The sequence below is a fragment of the Achromobacter sp. 1011791174 genome (assembly GCF_059760925.1).
In genome coordinates this window covers 7,849-26,602 of sequence record NZ_JCBANH010000049.1, presented here as the reverse complement: position 1 = coordinate 26,602, position 18,754 = coordinate 7,849, and the positions used below count along the sequence as shown (strand labels likewise).

The 18,754-nt window shown below is 67.3% G+C and carries 15 protein-coding genes; 1 reads left to right on the top strand and 14 read right to left on the bottom strand.

The annotated features are described in order from the left end of the window. Positions 1-71 precede the first annotated feature (71 nt). On the top strand, positions 72-476 hold the full coding sequence (locus tag AC6LJ5_RS17570; protein ID WP_103272498.1) for a flagellar hook-length control protein FliK: 405 nt from the start codon (positions 72-74) through the stop codon (positions 474-476). Positions 477-828: 352 nt separating this feature from the next. On the opposite strand, the gene lpxC is transcribed toward AC6LJ5_RS17570, so the two are convergent. The 14 genes from lpxC to rsmH all read right to left on the bottom strand — a co-directional run bounded on the left by lpxC (position 829) and on the right by rsmH (position 18,747). Further along, positions 829-1,752, bottom strand: coding sequence for a UDP-3-O-acyl-N-acetylglucosamine deacetylase (gene lpxC, locus AC6LJ5_RS17565; RefSeq protein ID WP_498141146.1), 924 nt, complete (start codon positions 1,750-1,752; stop codon positions 829-831). Positions 1,753-2,053: 301 nt separating this feature from the next. Further along, positions 2,054-3,238 (bottom strand): cell division protein FtsZ, encoded by a 1,185-nt coding sequence (ftsZ, locus tag AC6LJ5_RS17560; protein ID WP_103272496.1) that lies wholly within the window; start codon positions 3,236-3,238, stop codon positions 2,054-2,056. A 185-nt stretch (positions 3,239-3,423) separates the two neighbouring features. After that, positions 3,424-4,650, bottom strand: coding sequence for a cell division protein FtsA (gene ftsA, locus AC6LJ5_RS17555; protein WP_102775405.1), 1,227 nt, complete (start codon positions 4,648-4,650; stop codon positions 3,424-3,426). Positions 4,651-4,654: 4 nt separating this feature from the next. After that, positions 4,655-5,479: a cell division protein FtsQ/DivIB gene (locus AC6LJ5_RS17550; protein ID WP_103272495.1), complete on the bottom strand. Its 825-nt coding sequence runs from the start codon at positions 5,477-5,479 to the stop codon at positions 4,655-4,657. Between the two features lie 12 nt (positions 5,480-5,491). Continuing rightward, complete coding sequence (locus tag AC6LJ5_RS17545; RefSeq protein WP_103272494.1) at positions 5,492-6,442, bottom strand: D-alanine--D-alanine ligase; 951 nt, start codon at positions 6,440-6,442, stop codon at positions 5,492-5,494. Next, the gene (murC, locus tag AC6LJ5_RS17540; protein ID WP_103272493.1) at positions 6,439-7,845 is read right to left on the bottom strand and encodes a UDP-N-acetylmuramate--L-alanine ligase; all 1,407 of its coding nucleotides are present in this window, start codon (positions 7,843-7,845) and stop codon (positions 6,439-6,441) included. Before murC ends, AC6LJ5_RS17545 begins: the two co-directional genes overlap by 4 nt. Then, positions 7,842-8,918, bottom strand: coding sequence for an undecaprenyldiphospho-muramoylpentapeptide beta-N-acetylglucosaminyltransferase (gene murG / locus AC6LJ5_RS17535; protein WP_498141145.1), 1,077 nt, complete (start codon positions 8,916-8,918; stop codon positions 7,842-7,844). Before murG ends, murC begins: the two co-directional genes overlap by 4 nt. After that, a complete protein-coding gene (ftsW, locus tag AC6LJ5_RS17530; protein ID WP_103272491.1) occupies positions 8,915-10,108 on the bottom strand; it encodes a putative lipid II flippase FtsW in 1,194 nt (397 codons plus the stop codon). Before ftsW ends, murG begins: the two co-directional genes overlap by 4 nt. Next, positions 10,105-11,637 (bottom strand): UDP-N-acetylmuramoyl-L-alanine--D-glutamate ligase, encoded by a 1,533-nt coding sequence (gene murD, locus AC6LJ5_RS17525; protein ID WP_498141144.1) that lies wholly within the window; start codon positions 11,635-11,637, stop codon positions 10,105-10,107. Before murD ends, ftsW begins: the two co-directional genes overlap by 4 nt. Further along, a complete protein-coding gene (gene mraY / locus AC6LJ5_RS17520) occupies positions 11,634-12,803 on the bottom strand; it encodes a phospho-N-acetylmuramoyl-pentapeptide-transferase (protein WP_103272489.1) in 1,170 nt (389 codons plus the stop codon). The genes murD and mraY overlap by 4 nt, the downstream gene beginning before the upstream one ends. Then, on the bottom strand, positions 12,793-15,648 hold the full coding sequence (gene murF / locus AC6LJ5_RS17515; protein ID WP_103272488.1) for a bifunctional UDP-N-acetylmuramoyl-L-alanyl-D-glutamate--2,6-diaminopimelate ligase MurE/UDP-N-acetylmuramoyl-tripeptide--D-alanyl-D-alanine ligase MurF: 2,856 nt from the start codon (positions 15,646-15,648) through the stop codon (positions 12,793-12,795). The genes mraY and murF overlap by 11 nt, the downstream gene beginning before the upstream one ends. Next, on the bottom strand, positions 15,645-17,372 hold the full coding sequence (locus AC6LJ5_RS17510; protein ID WP_103272487.1) for a peptidoglycan D,D-transpeptidase FtsI family protein: 1,728 nt from the start codon (positions 17,370-17,372) through the stop codon (positions 15,645-15,647). Before AC6LJ5_RS17510 ends, murF begins: the two co-directional genes overlap by 4 nt. Then, complete coding sequence (ftsL, locus tag AC6LJ5_RS17505; protein WP_103272486.1) at positions 17,369-17,653, bottom strand: cell division protein FtsL; 285 nt, start codon at positions 17,651-17,653, stop codon at positions 17,369-17,371. Before ftsL ends, AC6LJ5_RS17510 begins: the two co-directional genes overlap by 4 nt. Continuing rightward, the gene (gene rsmH / locus AC6LJ5_RS17500) at positions 17,653-18,747 is read right to left on the bottom strand and encodes a 16S rRNA (cytosine(1402)-N(4))-methyltransferase RsmH (RefSeq protein ID WP_103272485.1); all 1,095 of its coding nucleotides are present in this window, start codon (positions 18,745-18,747) and stop codon (positions 17,653-17,655) included. The genes ftsL and rsmH overlap by 1 nt, the downstream gene beginning before the upstream one ends. Between the last annotated feature and the right edge of the window lie 7 nt (positions 18,748-18,754).

Here is an 18,754-nt window from a genome sequence, read left to right as displayed (position 1 = left end):
CTTCATTCCGCCAACGTTCCAATTCCAGCCGGCGAGGGGAAAATACCGCCCTGGGATGGCTGGGTCATGACATGCGGGGCGCTGGCGTCCTGGCGACTGCCCGCAAGCACTTGCAAATTCAGTACGCGGTGGCGGCGCTGTTGCCGGCCCCGCTGGGCTCCGTCTGCCAGGTAGGCAAGCTGGAAAACCAGCGCCTGCTGCTGGTTGTGCCCGGTCCCGCCCATGCCGCGAAGCTGCGTCAATTGGCTCCGCGCATCGCGCAAAGCCTGGCGGACCAAGGCTGGAACCTTAACGAAATTGCCGTGAAGGTACAAGCCGGCCTGCCCAAGCCCGGCGCCCGTCAACCGAAGCCGCCGAAAGAAGCGCAACCCCTGGGCGATACCGCCCTGGGCGCGTTCGAGACCTTGCACCACAATTTGCGGCCCGGCCCGCTGGCCGATGCCGTGGCGAAGCTGCTGAAGCACCACAAAGAGTAGCCGAAACCCGCGGGCTTTGCCCGCCCCGTCCCCGCACCATGGAACCCGGCGGTCCTGATAATCGGGGACAGCCTTCTCGCATTGATGCCGGGCAAACGATGCAGGGACCCGTCGCGCCAGCGCCGCGCAAGTCTGCGCGTCACTCGCCCAGGCGCGCGGCGCCTTTCATAAGTGCGTCCAGCCACGGAAAGGTTCCCGGTTGGGATGCACGCAATGCAGCGGCTGGCCAGACCTCAGGGAATGATCAGCGCCGGCCAGGCCATGCGAGTAGGGGCGGCTCGAATGCGGACGGCCTAAATGACAAGGCCGTCCCTGGGACGGCCCGCATCGGATTGGTCCGAGAAAACCAGCCTCAGGCCAGCTTCCACTCGTGACGGAAGGCCTGCGGCGCCTCCGCCTGGGATTCGTAGGTGATCAATTCCCACGCGTCCTGCTGCGCCAGCAGCGCGCGCGCCAGCTGGTTATTCAGTCCGTGTCCGGACTTGCAAGCCACGTAGCGGGCCACCAGCGGCTTGCCCAGCAGATACAGGTCGCCGATGGCGTCCAGGATCTTGTGCTTCACGAATTCGTCGTCGTAACGCAGCCCGTCGCTGTTGAGCACGCGGTACTCGTCCATGACGATGGCATTGTCCAGGCTGCCGCCGCGGGCCAGGCCCATCGAGCGCAGCGCCTCGACTTCGTTGACGAAGCCGAAGGTGCGTGCGCGAGCGATCTCGCGCACGTAGGAATGGGTGGCGAAGTCGATCTCGGCGAAATTGGCCGTGGAGTCGATCGCGGGATGGCGAAAATCGATCGAGAACGCCAGCGCGAAGCCGTCATGCGGTTCGAGGCGGGCCCATTTCTCGTTGCGGCCTTCACCCTCGCGGACTTCGACGGGCTTGAGCACGCGGATGAATTGCTTGGGCGCGTTCTGTTCGACGATGCCGGCCGAGCGCAGCAGGTAGACGAACGTGGCCGCGCTGCCGTCCATGATGGGGACTTCTTCGGCGGTCAGGTCGACATGCAGGTTGTCGATGCCCAGGCCGGCCAGCGCCGACATGAGATGCTCCACCGTGGAAACGCGGACATTGCCTTGTTGCAGCACCGACGCCATGCGAGTGTCGCCCACGCCGGCGGCTTGCGCGGGCAGGTCCACGACCTCGGGCAGGTCGACGCGGTGAAATACGATCCCGGTGTTGGGTTGTGCCGGGCGCAGGGTGAGCTCTACCCGCCGTCCGGAGTGGACGCCGACGCCTGTCGTGCGGACGAGATTCAGAATGCTGCGCTGTCGGAACATGACAATAAGGGATATTTAAGCCAGGAAGCTAGCAAGATGACACGCATATTGCCGGCATAACCGACGTATTGTAACTCTGTCCGATCCTTGACGCCAACGGCGGCGTCCGAATCGACCGGTAAAACCGTCCCTTTTTGATGCCGCGCAAAGGAAACGCGGACCGCTCCGCCTCCGGCCCACCCGCGGGGACAGGCGGGCCGGAGATGAGGGAGTGCGGATGAGCTGCCAGGCCGCTCTTCAGACTGATGCCGCGGCGCCAGGCGCCGGGTTCAGTCTATGGAGCGTCCAGGCGGCTCCAGGTTCAATCCGCTTGCTTGCGCAGGAAGGCCGGGATGTCGAAGTGATCCATGCCCGAGCTTTCCAGCGCACGCACCTGGGCCGACGCCTGGCTGCGCGGGTTGCGCATGACAGACGGCATGTCCAGGTTGCGGTAATCGCCCTGGCCGGCGGCCGGCATCCCGCCCAGGGGCAGGTTGTCGGTGCCGGTGCGCAGCGCCTCGGCGGTGGTCTGCACCAGTTGCGGACGAGCCTGCGCACGGCCCAGGCCGGTCGCAACCACGGTCACGCGCAGGTTCTCGCCCATCGACTCGTCATAGGCCGTGCCGAAGATCACGGTCGCGTCTTCCGAAGCGTAGCTCCGGATCGTTTCCATGATTTCGCGCGTTTCGCGCATCTTCAGCGTGCGGCTGGCGGTGATGTTGACCAGCACGCCGCGAGCGCCGTTCAGGTCCACGCCTTCCAGCAGCGGGCAGGCGATGGCCTGCTCGGCGGCGACGCGGGCGCGGTCAGCGCCCGATGCCGAAGCCGTGCCCATCATGGCCTGGCCCTGCTCGCCCATGATCGTCTTGACGTCTTCGAAGTCGACGTTCACGTTGCCTTCGACGTTGATGATCTCGGCGATGCCCGCGCAAGCGTTGTGCAGGATGTCGTCGGCCGAGCGGAAGCAGTCTTCCTGGGTGGCGTCCTCGTCCATCAGCTCATACAGGTTCTCGTTGAGCACCACGATAAGCGAATGCACATGCTTGGCCAGCTCGGAGATGCCATCCTCGGCCATCTTCATGCGCTTGTTGCCTTCGAAGGAGAAAGGCTTCGTGACCACCCCAACGGTCAGGATGCCCAGCTCCTTCGCCACTTCGGCCACGACCGGGCCCGCGCCCGTGCCGGTGCCGCCGCCCATGCCGGCGGTGATGAAGACCATGTGCGCGCCGTTCAGGGCGGCACGGATCTCCTCGCGCGCGGTTTCGGCCGAAGCGCGGCCCTGCTCCGGCTTGGCGCCGGCGCCCAGGCCGGTGCGGCCCAGGCGAATCTGCACCGGGGCGTTGGTCGCCGCCAGCGCTTGCGCATCGGTGTTGGCGCAGATGAAATCCACGCCGTTCACGCCGTTGCGAATCATGTGCGACACGGCATTGCCGCCCGCACCGCCCACACCAACGACCTTGATTACGGTCCCTTTGGTGTTGTTCTCAAGCATCTCAAAGTTCATCATGATGACTCCCTCACAAGTCCGTATTTGCAAATCACAAAAATTCCCCAACAACCTATTTTTTGTGAATCGCCTCAAAGCCGAAGCCGATCTCAGGATCCGCAACGGGTTTGAAGCGCCTCCCCTTCTGGCCCGCCCCGCCCGACTGCTGCGGCGCGCGCCAAGGAACAGGCCCCTGCCCTGCCCCCTCAATTCATGAACCACTCCTTCATGCGCGCCAGCAGGCTCTTGAAGTTGCCGGTCTGCGCGGCAACCTTGCGGCCGCGCACGCGCTGCATGCGCGCCTCTTGCAGCAGCCCCATCACGGTCGAGAAGCGCGGATTGCGCATCACGTCGGCCAGGCTGCCTTCGTATTCGGGCACCGCCACGCGCACCGGCTTCAGGAACACATCCTCGGCCAGTTCGACCATGCCGGGCAGCTGCGCGGAACCGCCTGTCAGCACCACGCCGGACGCCAGCAGGTCTTCGTAGCCGGAATCGCGCACCACCTGCTGCACCAGCGTGAACAGCTCTTCGACGCGCGGCTCGATCACGGCGCCCAGCGCCTGACGCTTGACCTGGCGCGGACCGCGATCGCCCAGGCCCGGCACTTCCACGGACTCGTCCGGGCTCGCCAGCACCTGCTTGGCCACGCCGTAGCGCAGCTTGATTTCCTCGGCATCGGGCGTGGGCGTGCGCAGCATGGCCGCGATGTCGTTGGTGATCTGGTCGCCAGCGATCGGCAGCACGGCGGTGTGGCGGATCGCGCCGCCGGTGAAGATCGCCACGTCGGTGGTGCCGCCACCGATGTCGACCAGCACCACGCCCAGTTCCTTTTCGTCGGCAGTCAGCACGGCCAGGCTGGAAGCCAGCGGCTGCAGGATCAGGTCCTGTACTTCCAGGCCGCAACGGCGCACGCACTTGACGATGTTCTGCGCGGCGCTGACGGCGCCGGTCACGATGTGCACGCGCACTTCCAGGCGCAGGCCGCTCATGCCGATGGGCTCGCGGATGTCTTCCTGGCCGTCGACGATGAACTCCTGCGTCAGCACATGCAGCACCTGCTGGTCGGTCGGGATGTTCACCGCCTTGGCGGTCTCGATGACGCGGGCGACGTCGGTGGCGGTGACTTCCTTGTCCTTGACGGCGACCATGCCGCTGGAATTGAAGCTGCGGATATGGCTGCCGGCGATGCCGGTATAGACGTCGCGGATCTTGCAATCGGCCATCAGCTCGGCTTCTTCAAGCGCGCGCTGGATGGAGTTCACGGTGGTCTCGATATTGACGACCACGCCCTTGCGCATGCCGCGCGATTCATGCTGGCCTAGGCCCAGCACTTCGAACCGCCCTTCAGGCAGGATTTCAGCCACCACAGCCACCACCTTGCTGGTGCCGATATCGAGGGCGACGATAAGGTCCTTGATGTCACGGGTCATGGCGTTAGCGTTTCTTGGGAGGTTTCGGTATGGATTTGGACTTGGTTTCCGACGGCGGCAACGGGGCCAGCGCCAGTGCGAAACCATTGGGATAGCGCAGGTCGGCCTGGGTGATGGTGCGCCCTTCCAGGCGTCCGGCCACGGCGGGCCACGCCTGCACAAAACGTTGAATGCGCGCCGCGAACGGCAGCGCGCCCGGCAGGCCGTGCGGATCCGGCGCGTCGGCGCCCGGATCCCGGCCCAGGTCCAGCAACATGCCGTTGGACAGCACGACGCGCCAGGCGTAGCGGGGACTCAGTTCGAGTTGCTTGACGTGCATGTCCAGCGGCGCGAACCAGCGCGCCAGCTCGGCATAGCGCTGCACCACCAGAGACTCGGTGCCTTCGGGTCCGGAGAACTGCGGCAACACGGTTTCGTCGTCCACCTCGCCCGTATTGGCCGTGAACGCCTCGCCCCAGGTGTTGATCATCTGGTTCTCGTTCCACAGCGCCAGCGGCTGCTGTTCCTCGATGCGCACGCGCAGCACGTTCGGCCAGATGCGCCGCACGGTGGCATGCCGCACCCAGGGCACCGACTCGAAGACCGAGCGGGCGTCGTCCAGGTCCACGGTGAAGAAGTTGCCCTTGAAGCGACCCGCGATCGCCGCGCGCACCGCGCCCGGCGAGACATAGTGCAGCTCGCTGTCCGGCATCGGCTCCAGTTCGATGGCTGACAGCGTGAAGTACGGACGCTGCGCCACCCACGCCACGCCCGCCAGGAGCATGGCGCCGACCGCCAGCACGGCAAGCGTGTTGGCGATCAGGTTGGTAGTTCGGGCGTCGTTCCACACGGAAAATCCAGGTCAGGCGTTACGGGCGGGGCTGCGCATCTTGCACGCAGCGCCAGCGAGAATCGACACGCAGAGATCGGCATAGCTCATCCCCACGGCCTTGGCCGCCATCGGCACGAGCGAATGGCTCGTCATGCCGGGCGAAGTGTTCATTTCCAGCAACCAGGGCTGATTGGCGCGGTCCAGCATGAAATCGGCGCGCCCCCAGCCCTCGCAGCCCAGCGCGCGATAGGCGCGCACGGCGATGTCCGCGACCTGCGCCGCCACGTCCGCCGGCAGGTCGGCCGGGCAGAAGTACTGCGTGTCGTCGGAGAAATACTTGTGTTCGTAGTCGTAGTTGCCGCCGGGCGCGGCGATCTCGATCACTGGCAGCGCGCGCGCGGTCTTGCCTGCGCCCAGCAGGGCCACCGTCAACTCGCGGCCGGTGATGAACTGTTCAGCCAGCACCTCGGCGTCGAACTTCGCCGCTGCCTCGTAGGCGCCCTTCATGTCGGAGTAGCCGGCAACCTTGGTGATGCCCACGGTCGAGCCCTCATGCGGCGGCTTGATGATCAGCGGCAGGCTCAGGCGGTCGGGCACCAGACGCAGCTCGGTGTCGGCGTCCAGCACCTCGAAGGCCGGCGTGGGCAGGCCGTGCTGCAGCCATACGCGCTTGGTCATGGTCTTGTCCATGGCCAGCGCCGAGGCCAGAGGGCCGCTGCCCGTATAGGGAATGCCCAGCAGTTCCAGGGCGCCCTGGATCGAGCCGTCCTCGCCATAGCGACCGTGCAGCGCGATGAACACGCGGTCAAAGCCCTGCGCGGCCAGGTCGGCCAAGCTGCGCTCTCCGGTGTCGAACAGGTGCGCGTCAACGCCGGCCGAGCTCAGCGCCTGCTGCACGCCCGCGCCCGACATCAGCGACACGTCCCGCTCTGCGGAACGGCCGCCATACAGCACACCCACCTTGCCGAATTGCGCGCTCATGCCAGTTCTCCCACTTGGGCCGGGACCTTGCTGATCGACCCCGCGCCCATCACGATCACCACGTCGCCGTCCCGCACGAAATCCAGGACCGCCTGCGGCAGTTCCGCCACGTCTTCCACGAACACCGGTTCGACCTTGCCCGCCACGCGCAGCGCGCGCGACAGGGCTCGGCCGTCGGCGGCCACCAGCGGCGGCTCGCCCGCGGCGTACACCTCGGTGAGCAGCACGGCGTCGGCCGTTCCCAGCACGCGCACGAAATCCTCGAAGCAGTCGCGGGTGCGCGTGTAGCGATGCGGCTGGAACGCCAGCACGATGCGGCGGTCGGGCCAGGCGCCGCGCGCGGCGGCCAGCGTGGCGGCCATTTCCACCGGATGGTGGCCGTAGTCGTCGATGACAGTGAAGGTGCCGCCGCCATGCGCGGCCGGCACGGCGAATTCGCCTGTCTGGGTGAAGCGACGGCCCACGCCCTTGAAGGCGGCCAGCGCTTCGCAGATGGCCTCATCGGTCACGCCCAATTCGGTGGCTACGGCGATCGCGGCCAGCGCGTTGCGCACGTTGTGCAGGCCAGGCAGGTTCAGTTCCACCTGCAGCGGCGGCAGCAGCGTGTCCATATACGTGCGCTGCACGTTGAAGCGCATGCGCGTGCCGTCGGCCTGGACCTCGTAGCCGCGCACCAGGGCTTCCGGGTTCAGGCCGTAGGTGGTGATGGGACGCGACACGAAGGGCATGATCTCGCGCACGTTGGCGTCATCCACGCACAGCACGGCGCTGCCGTAGAACGGCAGGCGTTGCGTGAACTCGATGAAGGCGCTCTTCAGGCGCGCCACATCGTGCCCGTAGGTGTCCATGTGATCCGCGTCGATGTTGGTCACGATGGCCATCACCGGCAGCAGGTTCAGGAAGGACGCGTCGGATTCATCGGCCTCGACCACGATGTAGTCGCCCTGCCCCAGGCGCGCATTGGCGCCGGCGGAATTCAGGCGGCCGCCGATCACGAAGGTCGGGTCCAGCCCGCCGGCGGCCAGCACGCTGGCCACCAGGCTGGTGGTGGTGGTCTTGCCGTGCGTTCCGGCCACGGCGATGCCGCGCTTCAGGCGCATCAGCTCGGCCAGCATGATGGCGCGCGGCACCACCGGAATGCGGGCGGCGCGTGCCGCGATCACTTCGGGGTTGTCGCCGGCCACCGCGGTGGACGTGACGATGGCGCCGGCGCCGGCCACGTTGCTGGCCGCGTGGCCAATCGCGATCTTCACGCCCAGGCCCGCAAGGCGACGCGTGACGGCCGACTCATTGAGATCGGAACCGCTGATGGCGTAGCCCAGGTTGAGCAGCACCTCGGCGATGCCGCTCATGCCCGAACCGCCGATGCCTACAAAATGGATGTGTCGAATTCTGTGTTTCATGATGAACGCCCCGCTGCTTGTTCACAGACGTCGGCGATATGAGCCGCGGCTTCGGGGCGCGCATGCGCGCGGGCCCGTTCGGCGACGGCTTGCAGTTCTTGTCGGGTGCGCCCGGCCAGCCAGTCCGCCAGCCACTCGGGCGTCAAGGCGGGCTGCGGCTGCAGCCAGGCGGCCTGCGCGTCGCTCAGGAAGCGCGCGTTGGCGGTTTGATGATCATCGATGGCATGCGGGAACGGCACGAACAGCGCAGCCACGCCCGCCGCCGCCACCTCGGACACCGTCATGGCGCCCGCGCGGCAGATGAGCAGGTCGGCATCGCCCAGCGCGCCGGCCATGTCCTCGATGAACGCGCGGCAGTCGGCCTGCACGCCCGCCTGGGCGTAGGCCTGCTGCAACGCGGGCAGATGCTGTTCGCCGGCCTGATGGATGACCGTCGGACGGCGATCCTCCGGCATGCGGGCCAGCGCCTGCGGCACGGTGGTGTTCAGCGCCTGCGCGCCCAGGCTGCCGCCCACGACCAGCAGGCGCAATGCGCCGGCGCGCGCGCCATAGCGTTGCGCCGGATCGGACAGCGCGCACAGGTCGGCGCGCACCGGATTGCCCAGCGCTTCGCCCTTGGGCAACACGCCAGGGAAACCGCTGAGCACTCGGCGCGACATCCGGGCCAACCATTTGTTGGCCGTGCCGGCCACGGCGTTCTGCTCGTGCACGACCAGCGGCGTGCCCCGCAGCGCGGCGATCACGCCGCCGGGAAAGGCCACGTAGCCGCCCATGCCCAGCACCACGTCCGGCTTGACGGCGGACAGCCGTCCCCAGGCCTGGGCGAAGGCGCGCAGCAGCAGGAACGGCAGCTTGAGCAAGGCCGCCGCGCCCTTGCCGCGCACGCCGGCAAAACGCAGCGGCACCAGCTCGATGCCGCGAGGCGGCACCAGCCGGCCTTCCATCTTGTCGGGATTGCCCAGCCACAGCACGCGCCAGCCGCGTTGGCGCAGCACATCAGCCACGGCCAGGCCGGGCATGATGTGGCCGCCGGTGCCACCGGCCATGATGAGGATGGTCCGGGCGTTCGTCATACCCGTCCCCCGCGCATCATGACGCGGTTTTCCACGTCCACGCGTATCAGCATGGCGAGCGCGCACAGGTTCATGACCACGCCCGAGCCGCCATAGCTCATCAGCGGCAGCGTCAGGCCCTTGGTGGGCAGCAGGCCCAGGCACACGCCCATGTTGATGAAGGCCTGCACGCCGAACCACATGGCCACGCCATGCGCGACCAGGCCGGCGAACGTGCGTTCCATGGCGATGGCCTGGCGGCCGATGTCGAAGCCGCGATAAACGATGATGGCGAACAGCGAGATCACCAGCATGACGCCAGCGAAGCCGAGTTCTTCGCCCACCACCGCCATCAGGAAGTCGGTGTGGGCTTCGGGCAGGTAGTGCAGCTTCTCGACGCTGGCGCCCAGGCCCACGCCGAGCCACTCGCCGCGACCCAGCGCGATCAGCGAATGCGACAGCTGATAGGCGCTGCCGTAGGCGTTATCTTCGTTCCAGGGGTCCAGATAGGCGAACAGGCGCGCGCGGCGCCAAGGCGACAGCCAGATCAGCATCAGGAAGGTGCTGACCAGCACGCCCAGCAGGCTGCTGAAATACTTGCCGTTGATGCCACCCAGGAACAGGATGCCGATGGCGATGGCCACGATCACCATGAATGCGCCCAGGTCGGGCTCGAGCAGCAGCAGCATGCCCACGCCAGCCAGCGCGAAGGCCATGGGCAGGAAGCCTCGGGCGAAGGCCTGCATGTGCTCCTGCTTGCGCACGGTGTAATCGGCGGCGTAGAGCAGCGCGGCCAGCTTCATCAGCTCGGACGGCTGGAAGTTCAGCGGACCCAGCGGAATCCAGCGGTGGGCGCCGTTGACCTCGCGGCCGATGCCTGGGATCAGCACCGCCACCAACAGGATCATGGCCAGCACGAACAGCGGCACCGCCAGGCGCTGCCAGACGCGGATGGGAATGGTCAGCGTCACCGCGGCGGCCAGCAAGCCGGCGCTGATGAACGCGCCGTGGCGGATGACGAAGTAATAGCGGCCGTAGGACGCATAGCGCGGGCCGTCGGCCAGCGCGATCGACGCCGAATACACCATCAACAGGCCAAGCAGCAGCAAGGTCGACGCCGCGATCACCAACGGCAGGTCGAAGTTGCGCATGCGCGTACGGCCGGGCCGTACGGCGTTGACGCTGGCGGTGAGTTCGGCGAACAGGCTCATGCGACCTCTCCGTTGTCACGGGCGAGCTCGTCGACCTCTTCCACGAAGACCTGGCCGCGATGCGGATAGTTGCGAAACATGTCCAGGCTGGCGCAGGCCGGCGACAGCAGCACGGCGTCGCCGGGCTTGGCCAGTCCGGCGGCATGGCGCACGGCTTCGCGCATCGAGGTGGCGGACACGAGTTCGACGCCGGTCTCGGCCAGCACGCGACCAATCTCCGGGCCGTCCTGTCCGATCAACACCACGGCGCGCGCATGGCGCGACACCACCGGGATCAAGGGCGAGAAGTCCTGGCCCTTGCCTTGTCCGCCCGCGATCAGCACGACCTGCTGGCCCATGCCCTCCAGCGCGGCCACGGTCGCGCCGACGTTGGTGCCCTTGCTGTCGTTGATGTAGTCGACATCGCCGACGGTGCGCACGAAGGCCGCGCGATGCGGCTCGCCAGCGTAGTCGCGCAAGGCGCGCAGCATGGCGCCCCAGCCCAGGTCCAGGCAGCGCGCCAGCTGCATGGCGGCCAGCGCGTTCAGTGCGTTGTGCGTGCCGCGGATGCGCAGGGCATCCACCGGCATCAGGCGACTCATGCGGCCGTTCGGGCGCACGGGTTCCGGCGCATCCTTCTTGCGGCGCACGGGCGGCGCCGGCTCATCGAAATCGTTGGGCTCGGCGGCCACCAGCCAGGCCATGCCCTGGCCCGGTTCCAGGCCCATGTCGCCGACCCGCTCCGGCAATTCACGGCCGAAGCTGCGCACATCCAGCGCGTCCAGCTTGGCAACCATGGCCACGGTCAGCGGATCATCGCGGTTGACGATCTTGACGCGCGCCATCTTCAAGAGGCGCGCCTTGGCATCGGCGTAGGCCTGCATGCCACCATGCCAGTCCAGGTGATCCTGGGTCACGTTAAGCACCACGGCGGCGTCGGCCTGCAGGCTGTGCGTGGTTTCGAGCTGGAAGCTGGACAGCTCCAGCACCCACACCTGCGGCAGCGCATCGGCATCGAGCGCGCCCATCAGCGCGGTCAGCGCGGCAGGGCTGATATTGCCGGCGGCCAGCACCGACATGCCGCTGGCATCGATCAGTTCGCGCGTCAGCGCGGTCACGGTGGTCTTGCCATTGGTGCCGGTCACGGCCAGCAGGCGCGGGCGGTAATCGCGCGATTCGGCCAGCTCGGCCAGCGCGCGGGCGAACAATTCGATTTCGCCCACGACCTCGATGCCGCGCGTGGCGGCCTCGTCCAGCAGCGCCTTGGCCGGTTGCTGTCCGGGCGCCAGGCCCGGGCTGATCACGACCTGCGACACGCCGTCGAGCATCGCCACATCGAAGGACGTGTCGCAACCCAGTCGGAACTCCACCTCGCTTTGCGCCAGCGCGTCGCGCAGGGCGGCGAGTCCGCCCGGCTCGGCGCGCGTGTCGGCCACGCGCAAGCGGGCGCCCTGACGGGCGCACCAGCGTGCGGCGGCGACACCCGACTCGCCCAATCCGAGGATCAGGACGAGCGGCGCGTCAGCGCGGGAGGATTCCATCGTATTCATCGCAACTTCAATGTCGAAAGGCCAATCAGCACCAGCATCATGCTGATGATCCAGAAGCGCACCACCACCTGGGTTTCCTTCCAGCCGCCCACTTCGAAGTGATGATGCAGCGGAGCCATGCGGAATATGCGTCTACCTGTTCCATAACGTCGCTTGGTGTACTTGAACCAGGTCACCTGGATCATCACCGACAGCGTTTCGACGACGAAGACGCCGCCCATGATGAAAAGCACGATCTCCTGGCGCACGATGACCGCGATGGTGCCCAGCGCGCCGCCCAGCGCCAGCGCGCCCACGTCGCCCATGAACACCTGCGCCGGATACGCGTTGAACCACAAAAATGCGAGTCCCGCGCCCCCGATCGCCGCGCACAGCACCATCAGTTCGGAAGCGCCGGGGATATACGGAAACAGCAGGTACTTCGAATAGTCGACGCGGCCGACCACGTAGGCGAAGATGCCCAGTGCGCTGCCCACCATCACAGTGGGCATGATCGCCAGGCCGTCCAGGCCGTCGGTCAGGTTGACGGCGTTGCTGGTGCCCACGATCACGGCCCAGGTCAGCGCCACGAAGCCCAGCACGCCCAGCGGGTAGCTGACCGTCTTGAAGAACGGCACGATCAGGTCGGCGCGCGTTGGCAGGGACATGGTGAAACCGCTGCCCACCCAGGCCTTGAACAAGGGCCACAGATCGGCGTTGGCCGGCGCGGACACCGCGAAAGCCAGGTACACGGCGGCCACCAATCCGATGGTGGCCTGCCAGAAGAACTTCTGCCGCGCGGGCATGCCTTCGGGATCGCGGTAGACGACCTTGCGGTAATCATCCATCCAGCCGATCCAGCCGAAGCCGAACGTCACCAACAGCACCACCCAGACGAAGCGGTTGGTCCAGTCCGCCCACAGCAGGGTGCTGATGGCGATGGAAATCAGGATCAGCACGCCGCCCATGGTGGGGGTGCCGGTCTTGACCAGGTGGGACTCGGGACCGTACGAACGGACGGCCTGGCCGATCTTCATCTCGGTCAGCTTGCGGATCACGCGCGGGCCGGCGACCAACCCGATCAGCAGGGCGGTGGCGCACGCCAGCACGGCGCGCAGCGTGATGTATTCGAACACGCCCAGGGCGCGCACATCATCGGAAAGCAGACGGGCCAGCTCAAGCAGCATGGTTGTCTCCCGGCGCCTGGGCCGTCTGTCCGTCGTTGGTGGAAAAAGCCGTCACTACCCGCTCCATGCGCATAAAGCGCGAACCTTTGATCAATACGCAGGACGGCCGCAAACCGCGCAAGGCGGCAACCACTTCGTCTACCGATGCGCAGGCGCGCGCGCCTTCGCCGAAAGCGGCGGCTGCCGCACGGCTGGCTTCGCCCAGCGTAATGAGCGCGTCGAGCCCCTGCTCGCGCGCGTAATTGCCCACCTCGACATGCATGGCGGGACCGTTGTCTCCGACTTCGCCCATGTCGCCCAGCACCAGCACACGAGCGCCCGCGATGCGCGCCAACACGTCGATGGCCACACGCACCGAGTCCGGATTAGCGTTGTAGGAATCGTCGATGAGCAGCGTTCCGTCGCTCATGACCTTGTGCTGCATGCGGCCCGCCACGGGGCTGAAGCCGGCCAGCGCGCGGATCGCCGCTTCCAGCGGCGCGCCCGCGGCGACGGAAGCGGCGATCGCCGCCAGCGCGTTGCGCAGGTTATGCAGGCCAGCCACTGGCAACACCAGGTCGGCCGTGCCCACCGGCGTCACTACCTTGCAGCGGGTGGAGGACACTTCCGCCAGAATCTGCTCTGCGTAGACGTCCAGGCCCGGCTGCAGGCCGAAGCGCAGCGTGCGGCGCGAGCCCGCCAGCGCATCCCAGATGGGGGAATAGGGCTCGTCTCCCGGATAGACGGCCACGCCGTTGTCCGGCAAGGCGGCGATCGCCGCGCCGTTCTCATGGGCCACCGCCTCGACGGTGTGCATGAATTCCTGGTGCTCGCGCTGCGCATTGGTCACCAGAGCGACCGAAGGCGCGGCGATGGCGGCCAGCTGGGCGATCTCGCCCGGATGATTCATGCCCAGCTCGAACACCGCGGCGCGATGCGTGGCGCGCAGGCGCAGCAGCGTCAGCGGAACGCCGATGTCGTTGTTCAGGTTGCCGGCGGTCGCCAGCCGGTTGGCCTCGCCCTTCCATGCGGCCAGCACGGACGAGATCATTTCCTTGGTCGTGGTCTTGCCATTGCTGCCCGTCACCGCCACCACCGGCAGCGAGTAGCGGGCGCGCCAGGCGGCGCCGATGCGCATCAGGGCCACGCGCGTGTCGCCCAGCACCAGCTGCGGCAGCTTCACGCCCGCGACAGGATGCGCCACCACCGCGGCGCAGGCGCCACGCGCCTCGGCCTGGTCCAGATAATCGTGGGCGTCGAACCTCTCGCCGGCCAGGGCCACGAAGAGTTCGCCGGCGCCGATGCGGCGGGTATCGGTGGAGACCGTCGCGACCTGCGGCAGCAGCAGCGCCAGGCGCGCCCACTCGCGGTCGTCGAACGGCAGTTTCTCCCCTCCACTGTCCTGATAGGTTTCATGACCCTTGCCTGCCAGCAGCAGCACGTCTTCCGGCGCGCAGGCCCAGACGGTCTGCATGATGGCGCGGGCGCGGTCGACCTGCTCCACGGCATCCGCCGAAGCGGGCACACCGGCCATGATCTGCCGGACGATGTCCTCGGGCACTTCGTGGCGCGGATTGTCGCTGGACACCACCACGCTGTCGGCCAGTTCCGCCGCGATGCCGCCCATGACGGGACGCTTGCCCGGATCGCGATCGCCGCCGCAGCCGAACAGGCAGACCAGCCGGCCCGAGCGGGCGTTCGCCACCGGCCGCAGCGCGGCGAGCGCGCGCGCCAGCGCGTCAGGCGTGTGGGCATAGTCCACCACCACCAGCGGGCCGCGAGCGCCCGCGGCCTGCACGGCAAGGGGTTCCACGGTCTGCAGCCGGCCATCGACCGGATCGGTGGCGGCCAGTTCGCGCGCAATCTGCGCGAACGGCAGGCCCAGGCGATAGAGCACGCCGGCAACCAGCAGAAGGTTGGAAACGTTGTGCGCGCCCAGCAGGCGCGTGACGATCTGCGCCTCGCCGTGCGGCGAGACCAGCGTGAAGATCTGCCCCTGCGCCGTCGCCTGCAGGTCGCGCGCGCGCATCGTCGCGGGCACGGTGGCGTCATCGCTCAGGCTGTAGCCGGTGGCGGCCAGGGCCTGCGGCAAGGCGGCCAACAGGCGTCGGCCGGCCTCGTCATCGGCGTTGATCACGGCGCCGCCCAGTTCAGGCCAATGGAACAGGCGGGCCTTGGCGGCCTCGTAGCGCTCCATGGTGCCGTGGTAGTCGAGGTGATCGCGGGTCAGATTGGTGAACGCGGCCAATGCAACGCGCACGCCGTCCATGCGGCCTTGCTCGATGCCGATGGAGGAGGCCTCCATGGCCACTGCCTTGGCGCCGGCGTCGCGCATGGCGGCCAGCAGGCGATGCACCGTCAGCACGTCGGGCGTGGTCAGGCTGCCACCCAGTGTCTGACCGTCGGGCAACACCGCCCCCAGCGTGCCGATGGTGCCGCAGGCCTTGTCATTGCGACTCAGCGCGTGCGCGATCCATTGGACCGAAGAGGTCTTGCCGTTGGTGCCGGTGACGGCGACCACGGCAAGCTCGGCCGACGGACGGTCGTACCAGGTATCGCCCAGCCCGCCCAGCAGGCCGCGCAAGCCAGTGACCTGCAGCAACGGGACCTGGCCGGCCTGCGCCAGCATGGCGTCGTCCACGGGCGCTTCGCACAGCACCGCGCGGGCGCCCTGCGCCACGGCCCTTTCTATATAGAGACGTCCGTCGCTGGACAGGCCGGCGCAGGCGACGAACACATCGCCCGGCTCGATCTCGCGCGAGTCCAGCTTGAGATGCGCGGTCAGCGACACGCGCTCATGCAACCACGCCACGGTCTGTTCAACCGTGGCGGCTTGGGAATTTGACTGGAAGCCTTTGGCGTTCATCTGCCTGGCTCCTTCAAACCAGCAACAATCGTGGATTCGAAGGGCGCGTCGGGACGCACCCCCATAAGCTGCAGACTCCCGCCGACAATGCGGGAGAACACAGGCGCGGCGATAGCGCCGCCGTAATAGCCGCCGACCGTCGGCTCATCGATGGACACGGCCACGACGATCTTGGGATCGGACACCGGCGCGAAACCGACATAGGAACTGCGGTAGCGCTGCATGCTGTACTTGCCGTCGACGATCTTGCGCGCCGTGCCGCTCTTGCCCGCCACGCGGTAGCCGCGCACTTGCGCGGCCTTGGTGCCCTCGGGGCCGGCGGCGGCTTCCAGCATGCCGCGCACCAGCGCGGTGGTCTTGGGCGTGTAGATGCGCACGCTGGTGGGATCGCTGTCGCGCTTGACCAGCGTCATCGACACCATGTCACCGTTGCGGGCGAACACCGTATAGGCGCGCGCCACCTGCAGCAACGACACGGACAGGCCGTAGCCATAGGCCATGGTGGCCTTCTCGATCAGGCGCCAGCGCTCCCAGGGACGCAGGCGTCCGGGCGCCGCGCCGGGAAAGCCGACCTGCGGGGCCTGCCCCAGGCCCAGTTCCGTGAAGCGGTTCCACATCTCGCGGGATTCCAACTTCTCGGAGATCAGGGTCATGCCGATGTTGCTGGACTTGCGCAACACGCCGGCCACGTCCAGCGTGCCGTTGCGGCTGACGTCGCTGATGGTGCTGCCCTGATAGACGAAACGGCCGTTGCCGGTCTCGAACAGCGTATTGGGCGTGATCCGGCCCAGGTCCAACGCCAGCGCGGCGGTGAACGGCTTCATGATGGAGCCGGGCTCGAACGTGTCGGTAATCGCCTGGTTGCGCAGCTTTGCGCCCTGGAAGGTCTCGCGCTTGTTCGGATCGAAGGTCGGCACATTGGCCAGCGCCAGGATTTCCCCGGTATGCACGTCCAGGACCACGGCGGTCGCGCCCTTGGCCTGGTGCTTGTCCATGGCGTCCTTCAGTTCCTTGAACACCAGGTATTGCAGACGGGTGTCGATGGACAAGCGCAGGTCGCGGCCATCCACCGGCAAGGTGACGGCCTGCACGTCTTCGATGACGCGACCCAGGCGGTCCTTGATGACGCGGCGGCTGCCGGGCCGACCCGACAGCTGCTGGTTGAATGTCAGCTCGACGCCTTCCTGGCCCTGGTCCTCGACGCTGTTGAACCCGACCACGTGCGCCATCACGTCGCCGTCCGGATAATAGCGGCGGGTTTCCGGCTGTTGATGCACGCCAGGCAAGCCGAGCTGCTTGATCTTGTCGGCCGCCTCCATCGAGACCTGGCGCTTGAGATAGACGAAGTTCTTGTCCTCGTCGACCCGGTGCCGCAGATCGGCCGCGGGCATTTCGAGCAGCTTGGCCAGCGCGTCGAGCTGCGCCGGCGTGGACTGCTTCACGTCTTCCGGAATGGCCCAGATGGCGCGCGCCGGCACGCTCGAAGCCAGCACCGCGCCATTGCGGTCCATGATCTTGCCGCGCGTTGCGGACAGCGTCAGCGTGCGCTCATAGCGGCGCTCGCCCTGCTGCTGCAGGAATTCGGTCGACAGCCCCTGCAGGAACAGCGCGCGGCCGGCCAGCACGGTGAAACCGCCGAACAGCAGGATCAGCACCAGCCGGGCGCGCCAAGTCGGCAACTGGCCGCGCAGCACGGGATTGTCGAAGAATGGGACGCGCTTCATTGGGCGCCTCCAGTGGCCGGCGCCTGATTCAGGTACAGCGTGCGGTCCGGCACGATGGAAATCATCTTGAGGCTATCGCGCGCAATGGCATCCACGCGCGCGTTACGCGCCAGCTCGGCGCGCTCCAGCTGCAGCCGCCGCCAGCCGACCTCCAGGTCGCGCTCCTGCGCCTGATCCCTGCCCAGCTCGACGAAGAGCTGGCGCGACTGATACCGACTGGTGACCAGTGAAATGGCCGACAGCATCAGCAACGCGGCAATGATCAGGTTGACGCGGCCCATCAGCGGCGCCCTCCCTTTCCGCCCTTGCGCGGAACGGCGAGGTCGCTGCCGGGCAAGGAACCCGTATGCACGAAGGCGGCTCCGCCTTCGGCCGGCAGCGGCGTGGCGCTGCGTTCGGCCGCGCGCAGCACGGCGGAACGGGCGCGGGCATTGACCGCCACTTCATCGTCCTCGGCCTGGACGCGGCCAAGGGAATACAGCACGGGCTGGGGCATTTCGCTTTCGCGCAGGGGCAGGCGTGCATACGCGGCGGCCGGCCTGGCCGCCGCCGCGATGCATTGCTTGACCATGCGGTCTTCGAGCGAATGAAAGCTGATCACCGCCAACCTCCCCCCCGGGGCGAGCAGATCTAGAGCTGACGCGAGGGTGCGAGCGAGCTCTTCGAGTTCCCGATTGATGTAAATCCGTAGAGCCTGAAAGGTGCGTGTGGCCGGATGCTGCCCCTTTTCGCGCGTGCGGACGGCGCTGGCGACGCACTCGGCAAGTTCGAGCGTGGTGCGCAGCGGCCTTGTTGCGCGGCGAGCAGCAATCGCCTTTGCAACCTGAAAAGCAAACCGTTCTTCGCCATAATCCGCTATGACCTCCCGCATCTCATCCACACTGGCTTGCGCCAGCCAATCCGCCACCGTGGGACCACGGGTGGTGTCCATCCGCATGTCGAGCGGGCCGTCCCTCATGAAAGAGAAACCACGCTCGGCATCGTCGATCTGAGGCGAGGAAACGCCCAGATCCAACATCACGCCATCGACCTTGTCGATGCCGCGTTGCCGCAATTCTTCGGCCATGGTGGCAAAGCCGCCATGCACCACTTCCACCCTGGAATCCTCCGCGGCCAGCGCGGTGGCCACGGCGATCGCCTGGGGATCCTTGTCGAACACCACCAGCCGCGCCTGCGGGCCCAGGCGGCTCAGCAGTTCGCGGCTGTGACCGCCGCGGCCGAACGTGCCGTCCACGAAGACGCCGCGCTCCGCCCGCAAGGCGGCATCCGGCCCGGACTGCGGATGCGACCGAGACGCGCCCTTGCCGCCGAAATCGGCCAGCAAAAGCGCGTCCACCGTCGGCTCCAGCAGGACGGGCCGATGTTCGAATTCCATAGCTGTT

Coding starts and splice junctions, on each gene's coding strand:
- ftsZ (WP_103272496.1), bottom strand. CDS start 3,238: ATGATGAACTTTGAGATGCTTGAGAACAACACCAAAGGGACCGTAATC.
- AC6LJ5_RS17545 (WP_103272494.1), bottom strand. CDS start 6,442: ATGAGCGCGCAATTCGGCAAGGTGGGTGTGCTGTATGGCGGCCGTTCC.
- rsmH (WP_103272485.1), bottom strand. CDS start 18,747: ATGGAATTCGAACATCGGCCCGTCCTGCTGGAGCCGACGGTGGACGCG.
- murD (WP_498141144.1), bottom strand. CDS start 11,637: ATGAATACGATGGAATCCTCCCGCGCTGACGCGCCGCTCGTCCTGATC.
- ftsW (WP_103272491.1), bottom strand. CDS start 10,108: ATGAGCCTGTTCGCCGAACTCACCGCCAGCGTCAACGCCGTACGGCCC.
- AC6LJ5_RS17570 (WP_103272498.1), top strand. CDS start 72: ATGCGGGGCGCTGGCGTCCTGGCGACTGCCCGCAAGCACTTGCAAATT.
- murF (WP_103272488.1), bottom strand. CDS start 15,648: ATGAACGCCAAAGGCTTCCAGTCAAATTCCCAAGCCGCCACGGTTGAA.
- mraY (WP_103272489.1), bottom strand. CDS start 12,803: ATGCTGCTTGAGCTGGCCCGTCTGCTTTCCGATGATGTGCGCGCCCTG.
- ftsL (WP_103272486.1), bottom strand. CDS start 17,653: ATGGGCCGCGTCAACCTGATCATTGCCGCGTTGCTGATGCTGTCGGCC.
- lpxC (WP_498141146.1), bottom strand. CDS start 1,752: ATGTTCCGACAGCGCAGCATTCTGAATCTCGTCCGCACGACAGGCGTC.
- ftsA (WP_102775405.1), bottom strand. CDS start 4,650: ATGACCCGTGACATCAAGGACCTTATCGTCGCCCTCGATATCGGCACC.
- murG (WP_498141145.1), bottom strand. CDS start 8,918: ATGACGAACGCCCGGACCATCCTCATCATGGCCGGTGGCACCGGCGGC.
- AC6LJ5_RS17510 (WP_103272487.1), bottom strand. CDS start 17,372: ATGAAGCGCGTCCCATTCTTCGACAATCCCGTGCTGCGCGGCCAGTTG.
- murC (WP_103272493.1), bottom strand. CDS start 7,845: ATGAAACACAGAATTCGACACATCCATTTTGTAGGCATCGGCGGTTCG.